21 protein-coding genes and 3 pseudogenes are annotated in these 21,446 nt (G+C 32.7%); 2 read left to right on the forward strand and 22 right to left on the reverse strand.

Annotated features, from left to right (window positions below):
- The first annotated feature begins 48 nt into the window (after positions 1 to 48).
- A complete protein-coding gene (locus tag SB773_RS22165; RefSeq protein WP_001253195.1) occupies positions 49 to 387 on the forward strand; it encodes a hypothetical protein in 339 nt (112 codons plus the stop codon).
- 30 nt (positions 388 to 417) lie between these two features.
- Here the strand turns inward: SB773_RS22165 and SB773_RS22170 are convergent, their stop codons facing one another.
- The 4 genes from SB773_RS22170 to ytfJ form a co-directional block, all read right to left on the reverse strand.
- Positions 418 to 630: a hypothetical protein gene (locus SB773_RS22170; protein WP_002012518.1), complete on the reverse strand. Its 213-nt coding sequence runs from the start codon at positions 628 to 630 to the stop codon at positions 418 to 420.
- Positions 631 to 699: 69 nt separating this feature from the next.
- Complete coding sequence (locus tag SB773_RS22175) at positions 700 to 1,020, reverse strand: hypothetical protein (RefSeq protein WP_002118741.1); 321 nt, start codon at positions 1,018 to 1,020, stop codon at positions 700 to 702.
- Positions 1,021 to 1,071: 51 nt separating this feature from the next.
- The gene (locus SB773_RS22180; RefSeq protein ID WP_002085994.1) at positions 1,072 to 1,848 is read right to left on the reverse strand and encodes a hypothetical protein; all 777 of its coding nucleotides are present in this window, start codon (positions 1,846 to 1,848) and stop codon (positions 1,072 to 1,074) included.
- Positions 1,849 to 2,008: 160 nt separating this feature from the next.
- On the reverse strand, positions 2,009 to 2,434 hold the full coding sequence (ytfJ, locus tag SB773_RS22185) for a GerW family sporulation protein (RefSeq protein ID WP_410592122.1): 426 nt from the start codon (positions 2,432 to 2,434) through the stop codon (positions 2,009 to 2,011).
- A gap of 133 nt (positions 2,435 to 2,567) precedes the next feature.
- On the opposite strand from ytfJ, the gene SB773_RS22190 reads away from it, so the two are divergent.
- Complete coding sequence (locus SB773_RS22190) at positions 2,568 to 3,353, forward strand: GNAT family N-acetyltransferase (RefSeq protein WP_410592124.1); 786 nt, start codon at positions 2,568 to 2,570, stop codon at positions 3,351 to 3,353.
- A gap of 350 nt (positions 3,354 to 3,703) precedes the next feature.
- Here the strand turns inward: SB773_RS22190 and SB773_RS22195 are convergent.
- The 18 genes and pseudogenes from SB773_RS22195 to SB773_RS22280 all read right to left on the reverse strand — a co-directional run.
- A pseudogene (locus SB773_RS22195) lies at positions 3,704 to 4,500 on the reverse strand (DUF3952 domain-containing protein).
- Between the two features lie 34 nt (positions 4,501 to 4,534).
- On the reverse strand, positions 4,535 to 5,347 hold the full coding sequence (locus SB773_RS22200; protein ID WP_410592126.1) for a DUF3952 domain-containing protein: 813 nt from the start codon (positions 5,345 to 5,347) through the stop codon (positions 4,535 to 4,537).
- Between the two features lie 186 nt (positions 5,348 to 5,533).
- The gene (locus SB773_RS22205; protein ID WP_265114228.1) at positions 5,534 to 5,659 is read right to left on the reverse strand and encodes a hypothetical protein; all 126 of its coding nucleotides are present in this window, start codon (positions 5,657 to 5,659) and stop codon (positions 5,534 to 5,536) included.
- Positions 5,660 to 6,094: 435 nt separating this feature from the next.
- Positions 6,095 to 6,928: a DUF3952 domain-containing protein gene (locus tag SB773_RS22210; RefSeq protein WP_113734597.1), complete on the reverse strand. Its 834-nt coding sequence runs from the start codon at positions 6,926 to 6,928 to the stop codon at positions 6,095 to 6,097.
- A gap of 202 nt (positions 6,929 to 7,130) precedes the next feature.
- A pseudogene (locus SB773_RS22215) lies at positions 7,131 to 7,925 on the reverse strand (hypothetical protein).
- Positions 7,926 to 8,107: 182 nt separating this feature from the next.
- Positions 8,108 to 8,353 (reverse strand): hypothetical protein, encoded by a 246-nt coding sequence (locus SB773_RS22220; RefSeq protein WP_016092734.1) that lies wholly within the window; start codon positions 8,351 to 8,353, stop codon positions 8,108 to 8,110.
- 220 nt (positions 8,354 to 8,573) lie between these two features.
- Positions 8,574 to 9,044, reverse strand: a complete 471-nt coding sequence (locus SB773_RS22225) for a hypothetical protein (RefSeq protein ID WP_404484337.1) — start codon at positions 9,042 to 9,044, stop codon at positions 8,574 to 8,576.
- Positions 9,045 to 9,177: 133 nt separating this feature from the next.
- Positions 9,178 to 9,621 carry a DUF5085 family protein gene (locus tag SB773_RS22230; RefSeq protein WP_113734600.1) on the reverse strand — a complete coding sequence of 148 codons (444 nt, stop codon included), beginning with the start codon at positions 9,619 to 9,621 and terminating at the stop codon, positions 9,178 to 9,180.
- Positions 9,618 to 10,079, reverse strand: a complete 462-nt coding sequence (locus SB773_RS22235) for a DUF5085 family protein (protein WP_410592130.1) — start codon at positions 10,077 to 10,079, stop codon at positions 9,618 to 9,620. Before SB773_RS22235 ends, SB773_RS22230 begins: the two co-directional genes overlap by 4 nt.
- Positions 10,080 to 10,192: 113 nt before the next feature.
- Complete coding sequence (locus SB773_RS22240; RefSeq protein WP_000267166.1) at positions 10,193 to 10,975, reverse strand: hypothetical protein; 783 nt, start codon at positions 10,973 to 10,975, stop codon at positions 10,193 to 10,195.
- 29 nt (positions 10,976 to 11,004) lie between these two features.
- Complete coding sequence (locus SB773_RS22245; RefSeq protein WP_113734602.1) at positions 11,005 to 12,486, reverse strand: T7SS effector LXG polymorphic toxin; 1,482 nt, start codon at positions 12,484 to 12,486, stop codon at positions 11,005 to 11,007.
- Between the two features lie 40 nt (positions 12,487 to 12,526).
- On the reverse strand, positions 12,527 to 12,817 hold the full coding sequence (locus SB773_RS22250) for a TIGR04197 family type VII secretion effector (RefSeq protein WP_000503892.1): 291 nt from the start codon (positions 12,815 to 12,817) through the stop codon (positions 12,527 to 12,529).
- Positions 12,818 to 12,820: 3 nt separating this feature from the next.
- Positions 12,821 to 13,243 (reverse strand): YwqH-like family protein, encoded by a 423-nt coding sequence (locus SB773_RS22255; protein WP_002127046.1) that lies wholly within the window; start codon positions 13,241 to 13,243, stop codon positions 12,821 to 12,823.
- Between the two features lie 12 nt (positions 13,244 to 13,255).
- Positions 13,256 to 17,767 carry a type VII secretion protein EssC gene (gene essC / locus SB773_RS22260; RefSeq protein WP_410592134.1) on the reverse strand — a complete coding sequence of 1,504 codons (4,512 nt, stop codon included), beginning with the start codon at positions 17,765 to 17,767 and terminating at the stop codon, positions 13,256 to 13,258.
- A 43-nt stretch (positions 17,768 to 17,810) separates the two neighbouring features.
- Complete coding sequence (gene essB / locus SB773_RS22265; protein ID WP_060749821.1) at positions 17,811 to 19,010, reverse strand: type VII secretion protein EssB; 1,200 nt, start codon at positions 19,008 to 19,010, stop codon at positions 17,811 to 17,813.
- Positions 19,011 to 19,083: 73 nt separating this feature from the next.
- Positions 19,084 to 19,335 carry an EsaB/YukD family protein gene (locus SB773_RS22270; protein ID WP_001007570.1) on the reverse strand — a complete coding sequence of 84 codons (252 nt, stop codon included), beginning with the start codon at positions 19,333 to 19,335 and terminating at the stop codon, positions 19,084 to 19,086.
- A gap of 4 nt (positions 19,336 to 19,339) precedes the next feature.
- The gene (gene essA, locus SB773_RS22275) at positions 19,340 to 19,843 is read right to left on the reverse strand and encodes a type VII secretion protein EssA (RefSeq protein ID WP_410592137.1); all 504 of its coding nucleotides are present in this window, start codon (positions 19,841 to 19,843) and stop codon (positions 19,340 to 19,342) included.
- Positions 19,815 to 21,446: pseudogene (locus SB773_RS22280) on the reverse strand (type VII secretion protein EsaA); the annotation flags it as partial. The pseudogene SB773_RS22280 and the gene essA, both read right to left, overlap by 29 nt.

A 21,446-nucleotide genomic window follows, 5' to 3' on the forward strand; every position in this document is an offset into this window, starting at 1 on the left:
CTTATGAAAGATACTATAGATACACCCAATTGAAAGAGAGGGATGTACATGCGAAGAAAGAGAAATCATCATTTTAAAAGTGGTGAAAAAAACGAAGAGTATGCAGCTGAAATATCTCCGGCTGGTATTCCGATTAGACATGAGCGCAAAGAAATTGCAAATGAAATAGAAGGTACAAATACCGGTGCAATGATCGGCTATGTCGCATTATTTCTTTCGTTATTCTCCATTGCTTTTTATCCTGTTACACTCGGCTCCCTTGCTATTTTAGTTGGCTTATTAGCTGTCAATTTTGGAGCGAGAACACTCGGATATACCGCAATTGGTTTTGGTAGTTTTTCTGTTTTATTTACTTTACTCTATCCGCTTGCTTTGTCAGCGTTTTAAAAAAAACACACCAAGTTATACTTGGTGTGTTCATTCGTGATACAACATAATATGACCGCATCCACAACAATGCTTCGCTGTAATTTCTTGAAAAACTGGATAATTTTCTTCATCTCTATGCTCAATAAACACCTTTTCAAATCGGTACATGTTTGGCGCATATGCCCAATCTTGTTTCGTACGTGCATATAATGTTGAAGAAAAAAACTCCTCACCACCACAAACGATACATCCCTTCTTCATCAATACCCCTCCTATGCTTGTCTTACTTCATCTATATGAACATAAGCATAAAAAAAAGACCTTCTATTACTAGAAAGTCTTCTCTGAAACAAAAAGAAATGTACCGAATATACCTACTCCGCTATATTCTTTCGTAACACCAGCTTCTGTTTTATACGTTTGCTTTACAGTCATAAAGAAAACACCATTTCGTGCATCAATACTTTCAAACTGTAATTTCTCTTTTTTTTCATCTACATTTTGCGTGCATTCAAAACTACTCTCGTCACATTTCAATGCATACTTATCCTCTAAATACAATTTAAAATCTGATTCTTTCGGACAAGTTATAAGTAATATTGCCACGAGAATAATACTTACAATACCCACAATTGTATAATATTTCTTCATTTGTTCTCCTTTCAAAAGACAAGAAAACTTGACTTCATGCGCCAAGTTTTCTTAGTCTACAACCCATTGCCACTCTTGTTCTTTCTTATCAAAAATGAGCCAACCCGTTTCTGTTGCTTCCGCTTTCAATTCATCGATATTATCTAGTACCTCATCCGTACTTTCGAATGATCCTACTACATATACCGGAATTTCAAGACCTCTTCTCGACTCAATTTTCCCCGCTAAATCAATGTATAATCCATCTTCCATTAACGGCATAAGCCCAAGGATAACTTCCTTTGAAATTGCTGGGAAAATTTTTGATTTTTGGAAGAAAGTAAAACGTTTCTTTCCAAACGAACCGAGTTTATATGGAATCACTTTACTTAGCATTCCTACAAAATCACCGATTCTACGGTAATACACTTTGTTGTACCAACCGTCATCATGTGAAAAATAAACGAATCTATTCTTCAACAATGGGAAGAACGTTCTTCCAAGTGGTTCTTTTTTGTGAGCCAAATATAATAATTCTGCAATTTCTTTTGGCTCTAACTCATCTAAATCGCTTGCATCATCGAAATCTACCCAACAAAATTCATCAAATTCATCAATCTCTGCTTGAATGAGTTTATGTATGTTTTCTTCCTCAACATATTCAAATAAAGTATGATAATGAAAATCTGTCCACTCAAAATTATGCTTTAAAAGCAATACTTGATGAAGCGGTGAAGGGATGTTACTTGCAAACTCTTTAAACGTAATTCCAGATGTAATAAAACAATGACCCCGACGATTACCATTAATATATATCATATTGTTTACTTGGTCAGATCCTCCAGACAAAGCACCTAGCCACCTTCGTTTTATATGTTTCAATTCTATAGCATATTTTAACATGAAAAATTTTAGAAACATAGAAAAAACTTCAAAAACTATTTACAATTTCATGTGTTTTATTACATACTGATTACAAGAAAAAACGCCTGCTTATGAGCAGGCGTTTTTAAAGGATTTCATCTGGGTTTTGAGGGTGATAATTTCCCTCGTTCTTTTCATCTGTTTGGAACATCGATTGAATTTTATCAATTGTTTGTGGAGCTAATTCAATTATTTTTTCTGCTAAATGTGTCGCATTTTGTAGATGAAGAATATTTACTCCATCTTTATTCACTACAAGAAATGCTACTGGTGTAATAGAAACACCACCCGCGCTACCGCCACCAAATGCAGGGTTACCGTTCGCTCTTTGTCCATCATTCGTTTGGAAATCAGAACCTCCTGCTCCAAAACCGAACGCTACTTTAGAAACCGTTAACACCACACCACCGTCAGCCGTTTGAACAGGCTCTCCAACAATCGTATTTACATCAACCATTTCTTTTAAATTTTCCATTGCTGCTTTCATTAACCCTTGAATTGGATGATCCACCGTTCATAACCTCCTTTGTCATATCTTTCCTAGTTTTTCCGAAAGTTTGTGAACTAAACATAAAATTTTATATTGATTTCAAAAAACTTAAGTTGTAATATTTAGAAAAAATAAAAAAAGAGGTCGATTCGTTATGATGCGAAAATTAACAAAGAAAGATCATGAACAAGTATTCGCTTACCTAAAAAAAGAAGCAGCCCTTAACTTGTTTATTATTGGAGATATTGAAGCTTTCGGTTATGACACAGATTTTCAAGAATTATGGGGCGTATTTAAAGAGAATGGGATATTAAAATCAATTCTACTCCGATTCCACGATTCATTTATACCATATAGTAAAGAAGACTTTGTTACCATTGATTATGAGGCACTTCTTTCCGCATATAAGCCGCTTAAACTCTCTGGCAAGTCAACTATTGTAGAAAGGTTTGAAGCTTCTCCAAGTCTACAATTAGGCACCAAAAATGAAATGTATTTTTGCGAATGTCTAAATGACAACAACTTACCTAGCACACCAATTCATGAAACAATTAAACTTGCCTCACTCGATGATATAGAACGAATTATGAAATTAAGAAGTGACATCGCTGAATTTCCGACTACTAATGAATCAGAGAAAATATTAAGGCAGGCTATCGAAACAAATACAGGACGCACATACTATATTGAAAAAGACGGTGCAATCATCGCATCCGCCTCTACTTCCGCTGAAAATTCATTATCTGCTATGGTAGTTGGTGTATGTACACACCCGAATTATCGCGGAAATGGCTACGCTTCACTCATACTGCAAAAAATGATTCAGGACTTTACGAAAGAAGGCCGAACACTTTGCTTATTTTATAACAATCCAGCTGCTGGACGAATTTATAAACGACTAGGATTTAAAGACATTGGAATGTGGACGATGTACCGATAATAAGGGCTACTCTATATACAGAAATAGTTGTCACTTAGCAATAAAAGCAAATTACAAAAAAATTTCACACCGTTATTATGAAGATGAAGAAACTACTTGCGGAGCCATGACTCTAACTAAAAAATGTTATGTATTCAAACTAAATTTGGATAGATAAACGTCCCCAATTGTTACATATAGTCTAGCAATTGGGGCTGCATTTTTATGCTCTAATTCTCTCCAATACAACTAGAAATAATTGTTAAACATTCACCACACTAATCTCTCTAAATATTCCATCATGATACAATTAGAAGTAATTGCATCACCTAAAACCTCCTCAACTTTCGGTCTTTCATTCACTTACTTAATCATTTATTATTTTCATATTTCTTTTTATAATTTACATACTCTTTCGTAGCTTCTTGATTATTATCTTTTTCACTACTAAAATACACATATATTTGCTGACTATGTGTTAACATTTTACCTTCATCATTTTGCCTCTTATAGTCAATTGAAATTGTTAATTCTGTTATTTGCATTGGGTGTTTTTCATTGTCTATTGAATCGTTAAAGTTAAGTACAATTGATGCATTTTCAAATTTATCATATTGCAATTTTAATTTATCATTAATTATTTCTTGAAATTGCGCTTCTGTTAAAGTAAATCCAACTGAATTTGGTTCATTAATTTTTTTCTGTTACCTCCTGCTTTCAGTTTTAAATCCCCTACACCTTGTAATCTATTAAATATCAATTTCACAGGAGTAACATCCAAATTTGAATCAGATCCTTGACCTTTTCCGTTTTGATACAGCAAGTTTATATTATATTTTTCTTCTTCTTTATAATTATTATTCTTATGTCTATCCTTTTCATCTTTTGTTTTACTTGTTATTCTTTGAGACGTTATTCCATATAACAATTTTTCTTTCAAATTATATATACCTTCAGTAGTTTGATATAGCGTATTATAATGGTTTTCATCACCATTTGTTTCTATAGTAAAATCAACAACTCGTTCTTTCACATACGCATATCCATCAGCACTCGCAGACATAACCTTTCTCATATCCCCTTCATCCAAAGCTTTGACAAACGGCTCATAATCTATCTTTTTTTCACCAAAACTACACGCACCTAATAGAATCATTACTACCATCATAATAATTATTTTATTAATTAATCTTTTGGTCACATTAATCACCTACATAATTAAAATGTCTTTGATAGTTCAAATAGTCTTCTTTTATTTTATTATTACTTTTTTTATCATTAAAGCTTACAAATATTTGCTGTTGTTTTAAAACATTTTCTTTCTTTACACTTACAGCTATTCTTATTTCTAATAGTCCCATAGATCCTTTCTTTGAATCTTTTATAGCATTAAAGTGCAATCCAATTGAGCTACCAATAAATTCATCATATTCTAACTTTAATTTATCGTTTAGTACTTGTTGAAACTGAGATTCTGTTAGACTATAACTAACAATATTCGGTTCATCGAATCCTTTTGTATCTTCTGACGGTTTTAAATCTTTTATTCCCTGTAAGCGATCCATAATTAATTTAACAGCGGACACATCAAATGCTGTTTTTACCGTCTTCACTTCCCCACCTTCATACATAATATTAGTATGATAAATTTCTTCTTCTTTGTAATTACTAATATCCGCCTTTTCTTTTTCATTTTTAATATTTGTAGCTATTTCCTCCGTTGTTTCTCCAAATAATTTTTTCTCAATCGTATTATAAATCCCCTCTGTTGTTTGATAGATTGTTTTACTATGAGTACCGTCTTCTTTTCCCTCAAAAATCCCATATATGCTTCTCTCTTTCACATACGCATACCCATCATCACTCGCAGACATAACAGCCTTCATATCCCCTTCATCCAACGCCTTTACTAGTCTCTCATGCTCTATCTTCGTCTCCCCAAAATCACATCCACTTAATAAATTTGATACTATTGACAGAACTATCATCATCTTAGCTTTCTTCTTTAACTTCATACTGACACCCCGTTGGTTACTGGTTCATTATATTCCCATTTTGATAGTAGTACACTTCACCTTTACTTACTGGTATTTATTTACTCATACAGATTATATTGGAGATACTTTAATTTTTAATAGCATCGATTTATATACAAGCCTTAATTGCTTATATTTTCTATTTGAATTTTCAGAATCCAAAACTTATTTTATTTCTTTCGCTTGCTTTTTTCCCCTCTCTTCATAAAGCTTTACTCTTTTATGACATTCTCTTTCATGTTCCTCCCACGAAATATAAAATGATGGAAATTTAAATCTAAAATTTTTCATAAAATGCCTCTCCTTGGTCATATTGTTTTACTTTTAATTCATGTTCCCAATTACTAAATGCTAATTTATTTGCATTTGTTAAATTGTGAACACCTATCTCTGCATCTACTACTACATCACTATTATTATCTTTTCCAGCTTCCGTCCCAACATATGAAATAATAACTTCTCCTGTTACATTATCTTTAAATGCATAAGCGGCAAACCCAGTGTCTTTATCTTCTGCAGAATCTATTAGTGTTGCATTAAAATTTTTTCTAAGAGATCTTCGTTTTTTTCTTAGGCGTCCTCCCCAATATTATTATACGGTTCTTCGCCATCTCTAAAATTATATATATCTTGCCCAGCGAGCTCTAACTTTCCCATATCAGAGGTTATTCTTAAATCCGCTATTTTCTTCACACCTTTATTCAAAACAAATCAGCTCCCTTAGAATCACTTATTATTTTGAAAATACTTTTCATATTTTACATAATCTTGTTTAGCTTCCTGGTCATTATCCCTTTTACTACTAAAATTCACAGATATTTGCTGAGTATGTGTTAATAATTTCCCCTCACTATTTTTCGTTTCATATACAATTAGAATTGTTAATTGAATTATTTGCATCGGATGCTGTTTCGTATCTTTAGAATCATTAAAATTAAATGCAATTGATGCTTTTTCAAAACTATCATATTGCAAATTCAATTTATCGTTAATTATTTCTTGAAATTGTGATTCCGTTAACGTAAAACCGACTGTATTTGGTTCATTAAATTTCTTTTTATCTCTCCTTACTTTCAGTTGTAAATTCCCAATGCCTTGCAATCTATTAAAAATTAGTTTTACATGTGAAACATCCAAGCTAGAATCAGAACCGTAACCCTTTCTATCTTTATACATGAACCTAGTGCTATATTTTTCTTCTTCTTTATATTTATTATCCTTATGTCTATCTTTTATGTTCTTAATACCATTTGTTATTTTTTGAGTAGTTTCTCCATATAATAAATTTTCTTCCAAATTAAATATACCTTCAGTAGTTTGATATAGTGTATTATGAATTCTGTCCTCCCCATTTTTTTCTGTGGTAAAATCAATAACCCGTTCTTTCACATACGCATACCCATCATCACTCGCAGACATTACCGTACTCATGTCCTCTTCTTCTAATGCCTTAACAAATCTCTCATACTCTATCTTCGTTTCCCCAAAACCACATCCACTTAATAAACTTGCTACTATTGACAGAACTATCATCATCTTAGCTTTCTTCTTTAACTTCATACTGACACCCCGTTGATTTCTCTAGGCATTTTTAAGTTCATTATGTTCCTTTTTGGAAAGTAAAACATTTCACCTTTACTTACTACTGGTATTTATTTACTCATACAGATTATACTGAAGATGCTTTAATTTTTAATAGTATCGATTTATATACAATCCTTTATTGCTTATATATTCTATTCGAATTTTCAGAAACCAAAACTTATTTTATTTCTTTCGCTTTCTTTCCCTCTCTCTCCTTATAACGCTTTAAGAATTCCTGGCGTTCCCTTTCATGTTGCTCCCAAGAAATATAAAATGATGGAAATTTAAATCTAAAGTACACCAATAATTGGAATTTTTCTGCACCAACGGCTACTGTGTACAGTAAAACAGTACCTATTACATATCCAATCAAAGTATCAATCGCATAATCATTATGAAAATAAATCAAAATAAGTAGGATTAATGCGTATATTGAAGCCACTTTCATCATAGTTTCTTTTGTTTTACTAAAAAAGGAAGCAGATCTTTCATTCATACTAAATGCACCTTCACTTGCCTATTTAAACATATCAATCGTTGTCACAATATGAACAATCACTGCTCCTATAAATAAGAAACCTACATATACCAATGTAATTCCGTCGATTATATAATCCGAAATTCCAGGAAGAATTAAAGCCGTGAATAATATCGTACCTAATTGAAATGCATATAATAATACGACAATCGTTTGAAACTTTTGAAATTTAAATCGAGCTTTTGGAAATGAATATAGAATTAAAAAAATTATTTGCAAGCTATATAGCACAAGTTCCATTCTAACGATTGTTTTCTCAAAGAAAGTAGTATAATAGTCCCAACCAAACGTTACTAAAGTACCAATAAGAAAAAACATCATAACTGAAACGTACACTATTGTTCCTATCATAAAACCTAAAGCACCCTCAGGGCTTAATCGACGTTTACATGTCACCCTAAATTGATCTAAATCTTCTTCTTTTATTTTCCACATTCAAGTGCCCCACCTTTAACCACATTCACTTAAATCACGTAGATTAAAAATAAAAACCTTCTCATTTTAACGAAAAGAGAAGGTTTTCTTGCTGTTATACATTCATGCCATATTCAAAACTTTCTCTCTTCAAATAACGTATTATAGTTGTTAATCTTTGAAATTTTATTTTCGCTATTAATTTAGGCATTTTTACTTTTCTTAAAAAATACCAAATATGCAAATAATGACGAGATTAAGAGGAATACACCCGCCCCTATCCCCTCATATATTTTAAAATAAACAGCAGCAATTATCACACATATTGACATTATTATTATTAGAATCATTGTATATTTCATTATAAATTCTAACGCTTTATAGATAGATACTATTGTCCTTTGAAAAAAACTTTTCTCTGTTTCTGAAACATTCCGATCCTTAATCATAATAACACCTTCCCCTCTTTACAAATTGACTTTCGAATAAAATTTCCCTTTCAAAATAAGAACAAAGTGAACTGCAGAACGTAACTACTACCAATACAGATTGATCCAACTGAAAATTCTCATGTCGAATTATTCAATCAATTACATATAGATTTTAGAATGAAAAACCTCCTCATTCTAACGAGAAGAGAAGGTTTTATTAATCTCAGATATTCTTACATTATAATAATGATTCTTTTTGAGCTATTTCATAGTGCTCTGCTATTTTTTTACACATCTTTTTATATTCCATCATCCACTCTGCTATTTCTTCTATGTCTTCATCAGTCGACTTTTTCTTATATTTAAAACCAATTACTTTCATATCCGAAAACACTTCTTCTTCCATTTCTTCATCTACCGGAATACATTGGATAATAACTTTCGTTGTGCTGGAGACTTGTACAAAAATTTCAAATGTACCAACAAACATAGCCACCGTTCGGAATAATTCTTTATTACTCATATATAAAATCCTTGCAAGTTCTTCTGCAAGTTCAGGATATATAAACAATACATCAATCATTTCAGCAGCTATTATGCAATCATCTACTGATACTTTCTCCAATATTTTCTGCTTAATTAATTCCCCAGTTTTATCCTCACTCTTTTGTTGAAAATACACAGTTTTTTCTTTTGAAAATAGCCACATATGTAGACCCCTTCCTACTAAAAACAACAATTAGAACTCTTCATTCAAGAATACCTTTATCTTCTTCTATAAAACGAAACTAAAATCAAGCTTTTACTTTTCATATCTCCATTACTAAAACTGCGCTAAATTTTTATTGTGTATCCACTGCAATTTTTATTTCAACATACTGTAGCTCTTCATCACCGCTAAAAATATGATAAATAGGTGAAATCATATCAAGTTCATTATCTTCCATATACTGAAGCATCTCAGCATATGCATACTCGGTTAATGTTTCATACTCTCCTGTCAATCGTTTCACAAGCATGTCATCTACATAGTAATAGCTTCTAAATTTCATTGTTTCTAATGGTGGAACTTTATCCTCATATATCGGCATAAATAATTCAATATACATATTTTCATCTGAAGGAACATTTTTCAATGTATAAAATAGTGGACCTTTTGCTGTTAAGTTCGCTTTTTCTATTTCTAGCATAAAATCATCAATCGAATCTTTCATATAAGTATAATGAATATAGTATTCTTTTGAAACAACATTTGTATATGCAATACTTTGCCCTTCTATAATCATTTTACGGTTTCACCCACTTTTATAATAGGAGCATAAATATCTAACCATGTATCACCGTATACATCTAAGCATACATGATAAAAACTACTATCTAATTTAATATGGTTTTGATTTGCCACCTCGTGTATTAAATTATACACATCTTCAATATCACCATCTTCATCCGTAAAACGCACACTTAAAGCATCTTCAATTATTAAACCATCAACGTATTCATATGCAGAATCTTCCCCCAGTTCCACACGTTCATTTACCGGAACACAATATGTATATTCACCATATGCTGGTTCATTTTCAAGTGATTTATATTTAAAGAGAACCGGTCCTACTGCATAAATCCCATTACGAATAACTTGACTTCTCAGCGCAATAGCAGGTAGTAACCAATCTTCTTTTTTGACGACTTGAGTAATACTAATTAAATTTAATAGCGATAATGCTTTATATTGAACTTTCACAACATCTACTCCCCTTATCTTTATTTCTTTCTAATTCGAATAGAAACGTACAATTTCTCATCTAATACACATAAATTAACAATTTATGCTATAGCAAAAATTCATTTCTTTTATTATCTACTTTTCGATTTGTTTTTTTTATTATATTTTCTAAATTTCTGTCGTTCTCTCTCATTCTCTTCCCATGTCATATTAAATGATTTAAATTTAAATCTACAGTACACCAACAATTGGAATTCAGCTGCACCTATGGCTACTGCGTACATTAAAATTGTCCCTACTACATATAAAATTAATGTATTAAAGTTATAATCATTATGAAAATAAATGATTATAAGAAGAACTGATATATATATCATGCTACCTTTTATCATTCTTCCTTTTGTTTCACTAAAAAATGAACGAGACCTCTCATCCATGCTAAACGCACCTTCACTTGCTTGTTTAAACGTATCAATTGTTGTCACAATATGAAATATCACTGCTCCTATAAATAATAACCCTACACAAATTAAAGTCATTCGATCAATTGAATAGTCAGTCATTCCAGGAAGAACTAACATTGTAAATGTGATTGTTCCTAATTGAAATGCATATAATAATACAACGAGCGTTTGTAACTTTTGAAATTTATAACGTGCTTTTGGAAAGGAATATAGTATTAGAAAAATTATCTGCAAGCCATACAACACAAGTTCAATACTAACCAGTGTTTTTTCAAACATAGTAGTATAAAAACCCCAACCAAACTTCACCAATGCTCCTATAATAAATAGCATCATTAATGAATCAATAATTATTGTTCCTAGCATAAATCCCGTCGCACCTTCAGGACTTAAACGTCTTCTGCATGTTTTTCTAAATTCCTCTAACTCTTCTTCTTTTATGTTCCACATACTCTATCTGCACCTTTCTTGTAGCCGAATTACCAAAATAGATCCCTAAGTTTTGTTGTTATTTTTTTTACTCCTTTTTTAGTAGCATCAATTGCACTGTCTCCCCCAAATATACTCGTTTTCGTATTTAATCCTACCGTAATAACTACCCCAACGCCTGCTCCTACAACAGTTCCAATAGGCGGAAGGAAAAACGATCCCGCTACAGCACCAGCTGCAGCCGCCCCGGCAGTTGCTCCAACATCTACTGCTGAATCTGTTGCTATATCTGCTACATCATGTAATTGCCATCCATCTTTTTGAGCTTCAGCAATGTTATTTCCAACTGACACAACCGCTCCAAATATGGCTGCTCCTTTTAAAAACTTACCAGTATTTCCAAGTTCTTTAAATGCTTCTTTCCATTGTCCAGGATGCAAATCTTTTAATCCTTTTACATACTCCGTTTTAAACGAACTCCATCCTCTTTCTTTAATTGCAGTAGGTAGCCCTTTTTTACTCCAATCCTGTTGGAACTTTTGAAAATCTTGAAATTCCGGTAATTTATAAATTCCTTTTCTTGCTTTTCTTACTTGTTCATTCGTAATTCTCGAATTTTCTACACCATCCAATTTAAGTCCATTTTTTATATAACGAAATATACTATCATCACTACTATCCATCTTAAGTAATTTATACACTTCCACTAAATCTTCTTTTTGACGTGTTGATAGTGTAAACTTCCCTTTTCCTTTTCGACCATTAGAATCAAATAAAACACTTAAATCATAGTTCTTTTTGGCATAATACATACGAGCAAAAGCGGCCACCACAAATTTACCACCCTTTTGTCGAATATCAAACGTCGTCATGCTATCCGAAATACCATTTATTAAGTTTCCATTCCATCCACCAGCCATAATTTTTTCGACTATCTTACTAGAAAAATCTCCATTGGCTGCTTGTATTTCTTTCATTCCCTTGTCTAATGAACTTAATGTTTCATTAAAATGTTGAAGTTCATTTTGCTGACTATTATACGTTTCTAATTTTTCTAGCGTATCACTAACTTCCTTTTGACTTTTTTGGACCCCTTCAGAAATCCCTGAAGATGATGGATACTGAGTTGGGACAATGTCCGCTATAGTTGCTATAGTTTGTTTTGCTTCTTCATTAGATCGATCAAATTCATTGCTGTAACCATTAATTTTTTTCTTTACATTATCTAAATAGTTCCCATAAATCTTTGTATCACTATCACTATCAACTGTACTATTAAAAGTCTCTATTGCTTTTTGAAATTCATTTTTCAACTCTTCCGCTGCAATTTGAAATCCAGCAATCGTAGTACCATGTACTCTAGAAAAATACCTCTTTATTTCATCTGCTGCTTTCCCTTGAAAAGAATTAAGTTGGTTCAAATCATCTATTTTCCCTAATAAGGTTTCAAAATATTGATTTAGTTCGTCAGCACTTGTTTGAAATCTTTTTTGTAATTCGTTTACTTCTTGTAATTCAATATTTTTATCCACGTTTCTCTCCCCTTATTTCATTTTTACGTAGAATGTTTTTCTAGTGCTGCTGTATACCAACTTTTAGTTCTTGCCCAAGTTTTGCATCTTTCTCTACCATTTTCGCTCCAATTTCTTGTACTCTACTTATATCATTTTCTAACAATTTCTCATATCGCTGAACTTTCTGTGAAAGTTTTTCAATCGCTTCACAATATTTTTTCAGTTTACTTAAATTCGTACGATGTAACTGCATACCATTAAATTTAGTCTTACCTAAATCACTAGCGCCACTTTTCAATTCACTTACTTTCGCATCAAATACCCCTTTATTTAATTTAATTTCCCCCATTTATCATTTCCCCGCCTTCTGTACTTCTACTTGAATACTAGCGTCAACCATTGAAACACTTCTACTTAGAGAAAGAATACTAGACTCACATGCAGCGATTTCTCTTTCAAGCCGTCGTATGGCTTGATCGATGTCTTCTTGCACTCTCCCTAGTTCTCCAATAAACCTCCCCAAATTAGAAATAACTTGTTGTTCATACGTTTCTTTAAAAGTAGTTGCTCTTTGCCCTTTCCAACTACTCTCGTTTATTTCTAAAGACTTAAACTGCTCTTGATTTTGTTTAATTGCTTCAAGATTATTTACAAATTTCCCCTTTGCAGTTATTAGCCTTCGTAGTTTCATTTGTAATTCAGCCAATTGCCCTTGTTGATGACTTATACTACTTAATAAACCAGATTTTTGACTATTTAATTCCTCTATCCCCATGCAAATCCCCCCTTAAATAGTTGGCACTTTAATTCTAGTAGCAAAACGATTTTCAACAAAATACCCTTCAAATGGATTTAATTTTGTACTACTTAAATCTTTATTAGATACATCGAAGACCATTTGGCCTGATGATTTTCTAAGTAAAATAACATGAGATTGCGTTTTTATTGTTTTTGAAACTAAGTCGTATCGACTGTCAATTGAATCAACATCACAGCCAATTACGAAGTGGATGCCCATAAATGCACCATTTGTTATTAATTCCGCTAAACTATATATATCGCTATCTTCTAAATTACTTAAAATATCATTTACATCTGCGATTACGATTACAATCGGCTTAAATTTCTTAATAAATTCAGCTGGGTTCACTGTTTCACTTGATGCTTCCTGCTCCTCTTTAAACGCCGCTTCTCTCGATTTATAAGCATTTGTAACTTGTTTAATCGTTTTCTCAATTCCTGTTTTTTCAGCTACATATAAAGCAGCACTCTCTCTATAGTTTGAGAAATTGCGTGTTCTTGTATCAATTAAACCTAGATCAAAGTGTCCACTGTCTGCTAACTGTTGAAGGAATTGATGAACTACATTTTCAACTTCATCTTTCTTAATTCCCCCTACAACAATATTAGACGCTTCCTTTAAATCTAATTCGAGAGGTGTAACGCTTTCTGTTTCTACACCAAATGTTAGTTTGCCTGCTTCAATAATTTCCCTTGTTTCTGGCCATGCAATAAATTCTTTGTATTCCAGAACTTCAGGTACCATAGGGATTGCTTTCGGTCTTTCTCCATCCCAGAAGGAATCCATCTCTTTTCCTTCAGCTTGTATATTTTCAATTCGAGTAAGTACATCTTCTCCCTTTGTCGGTAAAGCTGTTTGGAAGATTGTTGGTTCGTCAATTTTAACTAAACCACGTCCTGCTAATTCTTCAATTTTCAACTCTGTTCTTCCTACAATAGCTCTAGATTCTGCCTCATCTATCATATATAGCGCTATTTGTAGTTTAATATTTGTATTTACTTGTACTCTCAATGCATTTTGACGTGTAGCCGTAAGCATTAAATGAATTCCTACCGCTGCCCCTTCACGTACAATTTGTGCAATAATGCGTTCAAAGTCTTCGACAAATCCAGCTTCTCTAACAGCATCATAGTTATCTAACGCAATTAATATTGTTGGTAATACTTCTTTACTAGCTCTCTCATACATTTCAAGACTTGCAACGCCATATTTACTTAGCAATTGCTTTCTATCTTTTAATAAGTCTTCTATGCGACGAAGAAATTTCTCGCATTTTTCAACTTGGTCTAATGTAATGATGTCCGCCACATGTGGTAAAGATTTTAATGGCATTAAGCCATTTGTTCCGAAGTCTAATAAATACACATGCAAATGCTCCGGACTATGCTGACGAGCTACATCCATAATGACTGATTGTAAGAATGTTGATTTTCCGTAGCCTGGACTTGAGAAGACCGCTACGTGTCCGTCTTTACTAATATCTAGTGTTAATGGTGTTTGTGATTGTAATTCAGGCTGATCTAGTAGACCAACTGTTGCTTTTAATGGTTTCTTTTCTTTCGTCCATGCTTCTTTGAACTGAATAGCATGTAAGTCTTGTAAATATACGCTTTCTGGAAGTGGTGGTAACCACGGTCTAGCTAACGCTTCAATTTCATTTATTTCTGCGTAATCGTGAATGTAGTCAATAACAGCATCCAGTTCAGATGGTACGCTTATTACTTCTTTACTGCTACCAAGTCCACTTAAGTCTTCACTTAATATTTCATATTGTCCTAAATCATTTATTGCATAGATCGTTGCGTCTAAATGTTCTTTATCCTCTTTGTTTTCTACATAGTCTGCTCCGCTCCAAGCTGATTGGAATAGTTCATAAATTTCATTGTTCCCAACTTGTAAGTACGCACGTCCTGGTAATGTAATTTCAGCAGCATCTGGTGTTTTTAAAATTTCATTACTATCTGACGTATTTTGAACTTTTAATGCTAGTTTGAATTTCGAGTTACTCCAAATTTGATCATCTACAACACCACTCGGTTTTTGCGTAGCTAATATTAAATGGATTCCGAGTGAACGACCGATACGCGCTGTTGAAACTAACTCTTTCATAAATTCTGGTTGTTCTGACTTCAGTTCCGCGAATTCATCACTAATTAAAAATAGATGTGGCATCGGTTCACTTACTAAGCCTTCTTTATACAATTTTTGATACTGGTTTATATGATTTACCTCATTTTCCCCAAATAATCGTTGCCTTTTTTGTAATTCGGCTTTAATTGATGCGAGCGCTCTCATACTTTGTGCTCCATCTAAGTTCGTAATTGTTCCTAATAAATGCGGTAAGTTTTTGAATAAATTCGCCATACCGCCGCCTTTATAGTCAATTAGTAGAAAGGCTACTTCGTAAGGATGGAAATTGACTGCTAGAGATAAAATATACGATTGTATAATTTCCGACTTACCTGAACCTGTTGTACCTGCTATTAACCCGTGTGGTCCGTGTGCTTTTTCGTGTAAGTTTAAGTTTACGATATCTTCTTTACCACGTAATCCAAGTGGTACAGCTAAAGATTTATGCGCTGCATTTTTCTGCCAGCGACTTGTAATGTTTAACTCTTTTATTTTTTCAACACCGTACATTTCTAGGAATGTTACGCTTTCTGGAATACTATTTTTCAAGTTTTGCAAATGGTTTAACGGTGCCAATGCACGTGAGACATCTTCTAAATTGAACCCTTTCGGTACATGATTCAATTTAAATTGACGGTTAACAAGCTCTCCTTGTTCTAAGATGATGTTCCCTTGTTTTGCATCTCTTATATCAATTACCGTTTTCACGTGCTCCGGTAAACTTTGCATAACATCTTGTACAAATACAAGTGATACACCTAATTGACTCGGATCATCATTAAAGAATTCCATAACAACATGGTCTAGTATTAGTTTTTCATCTGTAATGAGAACGACATAGTGCGGTGCAAAGTACATTTTTTCATTAGTTGAACTTTTTTCATCTAGTTTTAATTTTCGTTCTTTCAATATTTGATACAAACTATTTAACACTTGATCACGACTACGATCATGGTATACAAATCCACGTACATTTATATCTCGAACACTTCCATGAGGTAGCCAGCGCATCCAATCCCATTTTTCTTTTTCTTCTTCAGGAAAAATAGTAATAAACTGCAAGTCATAATAACTATGGAATAACGCGGTTTGCACAACTAATAATTGTAATTGTTCTAACACTAAAGAGCGTTGTCCAATATAGCCAACCGGTCCATTTATCAAATCTGTTACAACAGGTACATCTTCCAAAGAAAGATAACGCTGTCTTAGTTCACGTGCTATATCAATTAATTCATCTTTCGTTTGACTAAATTCTTCTTCATTAAATTGGATTTCAAAACTCGTATTAGCTTGTCCTGTCCCAACGCTAAATGTTAAGAAATCATGATGTAGCATTGTTTTTTCATATATACGTGGATTTACTTGCACAGCCATATTACGTATTACTTCAACATTTGGATTATGAAATTGTAATGCATGACGCTGCTTTTCACTTTCTGCATGTAAATCTTTCGTTTTTTGTTTTATATACGCTCTATAACTTTTATCACGTTCAACAATGTCAATTTTATATTGCCTTAAATTTTTTATATAAGATGTGACAGAAACAATAATCGTTACTAATGTCATCGCAATCGATGCAATAATAAACATTCCATATTTCATAAAGATAGCAAGTAATACTGTTACGACAATCATGACAAGAGATGGTGCAATAATTCTCGCCAAATGCTCAGTCGGTTTTGACGGCATACTTGAAGGTTTTGCAATTGTCATTTTCTCTTCTGGTTCACGGTAAATAATACGTGGTGAACGATGATAGTCTGGATAACCACTTTGATAATTCGTTTCGGATTCTACTAAAATAGGTAACGTAGATTTAACGTTCTCTTCTGAAGACAATACTTGAATATCTTCACTGCCTATCTCTACTAAAACACCATCAAAATATAATTGATCTCCTGCTTCTAACATAGCGCTATCTTTTAGCTTCGTATAATTATGAAATACATCCCCTTCATATACGTTTACTCTAAAAGAATCGTACAACGTTTCACGAGATAGCATTAAATCCGCATTTGTCCCGGTAATAGAAATATCATCATAACTGTTTTGACTAATTGTAAGAGAATGTTTCGTTCCGATATCAAACACTTTAGTTGTACCAATAATAGATATAAAGATTTTCAAGCTCACATCTTTAGTTTTTCCAATCTCAAATTCCTTATTGAACTCTATTAATTGATTTTGTACCATCCAAGCGTTCACTTCATTATTCCACTTTAACTCTACTTCTTGTTCTAAACTTGGATTCGTAATATCATTTGTCCACTCTTTTCCAATCGACACTATTGATTGCTCATTTGGATGTAATGTGCACTTATATATTTTGTCTCCATAAGTCAATACTAATAGTTGCTCCATCCGTGTTCACTGCTCCTTTTCAACTGTCTCATCAAGTGCTGGCTTACTCTTTTTTCTCTGTGTCCGACAAGTCTTTATCGCTTGATGAATTACCATATTTCTTTTTATACTCATCTAATTGTTGCTCATATGTTTTTAACTTTTGATCACGCTCTTCTCCTGACAAGTCCGGATTATTTTTCAGCGATTCAATTTGTTTAACAAGGCCATACATAATAAGCTGCGGATCATCAAGTGTCTTAGCTAAATCTAATGATTTATCAAAATCACCTTTTCCGTTATACATCCAATAAAGTAAATACTTTTCATCACTTTTCAAACTAATATTTTTCATAATTGCTTTCTTTTGATTTTCACCTAGTTTTTCAGCTGTAATGTATGCAAATGCTAACTCATATTTAGACGCAACCGGTAATGATTCAAATTCCTCTTCATTTAATTGAGTAATTACTTTGTCATAATCAGTTGCTATGAAACTCGCATTTGCTTCTAATAATTTATTTTGATAAGGAAATTTTATAAAAGTGAAATATATTAAAGGAGCAGCTAAAATCACAGTCGCCGCTATGAAGGAAAAAGCTAAGTATTTAAACGATTTATAGCTTTTTTTAGGTACTAACTGCATATTTTTTTCTGTTTTTGTTTGTTCCTTCTCAAAGCTGTCATCAAGAAATTGCAGTAATGCATCTAAGCTTTCCATTTGAGCAACCGTCTGTTCAAATGTTGTTTCTTTTGCATCTTTTAGTAACCCAGCATACAAATCATCAAAATTGTGCTTTTGGGAGAATAAAGCGATAATTAGACACTTATATTGTGTTAAAAATTGCTCTTCTAACAACGGGGTTGGTGGAACAATATCTCGAATTCCTCTATGTATAATACTTGGCATTAAATTAGCATTAAAAACTATATTGTCCGGATGTAAAAAGAACGTGATTCGTTTATTTAAATATTTACGAAACTGCGCAACATTTCGAAGCAGTCTTAATTTCTCATTTCTTCCAAAACGGCTAAGATCATCCCACTTATATAATTTTTTATCCACTTGAAATATAAAGGTAAACATATCATCCGTTTCCTCTATCGTTAATGGTACAAATTCAGATGATGCGCCCGTAATTACATCAAATTGACGGAAGTCTTTTATACGTGTTTGAGATTTTGTCATCTCCAATTTCCAATTTTCCTTTTCTATTTGAAATTGATAGTTCATTGCATCAATTTGAATTGTTTTTTCCGTCATTTTTATCCTCTTCTCCTTTTCTTTATAACCCGTAATAACTTATTTTCAAATAACTAAAAGTATAAAATATTCTTTATAAAACTTGTAAAATATCTCCATCTGTTATTTGGTGATCAATTAAACGATCATTATCCGTTAAAATAATTGACTTATTTTTCACTTTAATCACAAAATGTGAACCTTCATGATTATCAATCTTTAGTGTATCTAATAAATTTTTCAATAAATATTTAATAGATTGATGATTCGGAATACGCAAATCGTATGTATTTCCATTCCATTTACTAAAATCTACCGTTACATTAATATGTGTTTGTATTGCCATTACTTTACCTCCAACTTTTGCGAAGAATTGTATAAATACCGATGCAAATAAGTACAATGCCACCGCCAAATAATAATATTATTGTTGTACTAATTGGCTTTTCATTCATTGTTTCATTACTCGCTACTTCATCTGCACTTTTTCTGACAACGTATTCACTGCTAAACAAACTATTTTTCGTATCTTTAACACTATTATTTTCTTTTTGTTTTATAAAAAGAGAATCTCGTAAAGCTTCCATATCTTTTTGTTCTTTCTTTTTCTTTTTCTGAATTTCTTCTTCTATTTCTTTATTAAATAACTCAATCGATGCTTTATCTAATTCCGTTTCCTTATGTTCCTTTTTATTTTTTTCTTGGTCGTTTTCTTCAACACGGTCTACTTTAAACTTAATCTTCCCATCATCACCAAGATAACTGTCAGCCGCGCTCCTTATCGGTAGCGCGACAAACAGTAAAAGGATAGAGAGAAATGATAACTTAGCCACTATGCTCCATTGTTTGATCATTTACTTCTTTTTCCTCCCATTTCTTATGCCATACAAATAGATTACTAACTAATCCTATAATGGCAATTACAAACAACACGATGAAAATAACTTTTCCAGTATCTTTACCGCTAATAAAATCATTTAGAAAACTTTCTATATACTGAAGCGGTGAGAACTGACGTACCTTTCCAACAGACGACATTTGATCTACTTTACTTCCAACTGCTTCAGTTAAAAATAGGTACATACTTAAAAATACTAATAGTATAAACATCCCTACCATTTTTATTTGTCGTAATAAGTATGTCGAGACCAATACAAACGCCATCATAATGATTGTGATAAACGCAATCCATAGTAAACTTTGATCTTGACCGAACTGTAAAAGACGTCCAGAAATGATACCTATACTAATTCCTTCCACAATTGATATACCGAATGCCACTACTGTAGTTGGTACATTCATATCAATTAATGAGAATTTCTCTTCAAAATGATCTGATTGCGTTCGTTTCTTTTCTTGATTCGCAATTGCGTATGCTGTAAATAACGCAACAATAAAACAAGTTAATACGATTAAATATGGTGTAAAAGCATTACCAGCTACAATGACTCCATCATTTTGTTTCTGTACTGGGCTAGATAAAAATTGATATAACATTTCATTTTGGCGATCGCCAATTCGGCTATTAGCCAAAATTTTAGTAAAGTTTTTGGAGAATGATTTATCATCGTCCATTTTCTTTGTAAAGTCATTTAATAATGAATCAGCTTTTGAAACAATTGTCGTTCCGCTTTCTTGAATTTCTTTTGCTTGTCCATTAATTTGATCAAATGTTTTATATACATCGTCTGATGTTGTTAAACTATACTTCGAACTCTCGACCAATGACTGACTTTGCATCATTAATGATTTAATACCAGAATCTAACGATAAAACAGCTGTTTGCTCACCAGTATTATTTGTTGTTAGCACTTGCTGTTCTTCAACTAGCTTTAAGCTACTCTCACGCCATTTCGCTAAACCTTTTAAATACTCTCCTAAATTTTCATTCATACTAGTTGCTTGCTGCGTCGTTACATTTAATTTCTCCGCTAGTAGCATTGAATTTTGATCCGCACTAGTAATGAATTGTTGATAAGAGTCTATTTTTTGTTTTAAACCTGTCATATCTTGCTTAACTTCTGCCGTAATACTAGATGAAACAAGGTTTGAAATTAAATCAGTTAAGCTTTGTTTATTTAATACGTAGTACAAAGATTGTTCAGTTGCAATTGCATCTAAACTTCCCTCTTCTAGCTTAGGACCTACATCTTTCGTTCTTAAGTCAATCCCATAATACATTTGATACAGACTAAGTAAACCTTGGTAACTTTGAACAGTATCTACTGCTTCTTTAATTAGTACATTAGATGTATTAGTTGTTAATTTTTCTGTTTTTTGATGTACAACTTGATTAGTCGTTCGTTCAATAACTTTTGAGTTATCACCTTGGTTTCCTCCTGGATCTGTTCCCGTTCCGCCTCCTGGATTTCCTCCCGGATCTGTTCCCGTTCCGCCTCCTGGGTTTCCTCCTGGATCTGTTCCCGTTCCGCCTCCTGGGTTTCCTCCTGGATCTGT

Origin of the sequence: Bacillus sp. SIMBA_074 (assembly GCF_046534555.1) — a bacterium.
In the GTDB taxonomy this organism is placed as follows: Bacteria; Bacillota; Bacilli; order Bacillales; family Bacillaceae_G; genus Bacillus_A; species Bacillus_A mycoides.

Bases quoted from the DNA above. Each gene is read 5' to 3' on its own strand.
- essA (WP_410592137.1), bottom strand. From the start codon at position 19,843: ATGATCAAACAATGGAGCATAGTGGCTAAGTTATCATTTCTCTCTATC.
- SB773_RS22250 (WP_000503892.1), bottom strand. From the start codon at position 12,817: ATGGGGGAAATTAAATTAAATAAAGGGGTATTTGATGCGAAAGTAAGT.
- essB (WP_060749821.1), bottom strand. From the start codon at position 19,010: ATGACGGAAAAAACAATTCAAATTGATGCAATGAACTATCAATTTCAA.
- SB773_RS22175 (WP_002118741.1), bottom strand. From the start codon at position 1,020: ATGAAGAAATATTATACAATTGTGGGTATTGTAAGTATTATTCTCGTG.
- SB773_RS22255 (WP_002127046.1), bottom strand. From the start codon at position 13,243: ATGGGGATAGAGGAATTAAATAGTCAAAAATCTGGTTTATTAAGTAGT.
- essC (WP_410592134.1), bottom strand. From the start codon at position 17,767: ATGGAGCAACTATTAGTATTGACTTATGGAGACAAAATATATAAGTGC.
- SB773_RS22230 (WP_113734600.1), bottom strand. From the start codon at position 9,621: ATGATTATAGAAGGGCAAAGTATTGCATATACAAATGTTGTTTCAAAA.
- SB773_RS22170 (WP_002012518.1), bottom strand. From the start codon at position 630: ATGAAGAAGGGATGTATCGTTTGTGGTGGTGAGGAGTTTTTTTCTTCA.
- SB773_RS22165 (WP_001253195.1), top strand. From the start codon at position 49: ATGCGAAGAAAGAGAAATCATCATTTTAAAAGTGGTGAAAAAAACGAA.
- SB773_RS22240 (WP_000267166.1), bottom strand. From the start codon at position 10,975: ATGTGGAACATAAAAGAAGAAGAGTTAGAGGAATTTAGAAAAACATGC.
- SB773_RS22220 (WP_016092734.1), bottom strand. From the start codon at position 8,353: ATGATTAAGGATCGGAATGTTTCAGAAACAGAGAAAAGTTTTTTTCAA.
- SB773_RS22200 (WP_410592126.1), bottom strand. From the start codon at position 5,347: ATGAAGTTAAAGAAGAAAGCTAAGATGATGATAGTTCTGTCAATAGTA.
- SB773_RS22210 (WP_113734597.1), bottom strand. From the start codon at position 6,928: ATGAAGTTAAAGAAGAAAGCTAAGATGATGATAGTTCTGTCAATAGTA.
- SB773_RS22225 (WP_404484337.1), bottom strand. From the start codon at position 9,044: ATGTGGCTATTTTCAAAAGAAAAAACTGTGTATTTTCAACAAAAGAGT.
- SB773_RS22205 (WP_265114228.1), bottom strand. From the start codon at position 5,659: ATGAAAAATTTTAGATTTAAATTTCCATCATTTTATATTTCGTGGGAG.
- SB773_RS22270 (WP_001007570.1), bottom strand. From the start codon at position 19,335: ATGGCAATACAAACACATATTAATGTAACGGTAGATTTTAGTAAATGG.
- SB773_RS22190 (WP_410592124.1), top strand. From the start codon at position 2,568: ATGATGCGAAAATTAACAAAGAAAGATCATGAACAAGTATTCGCTTAC.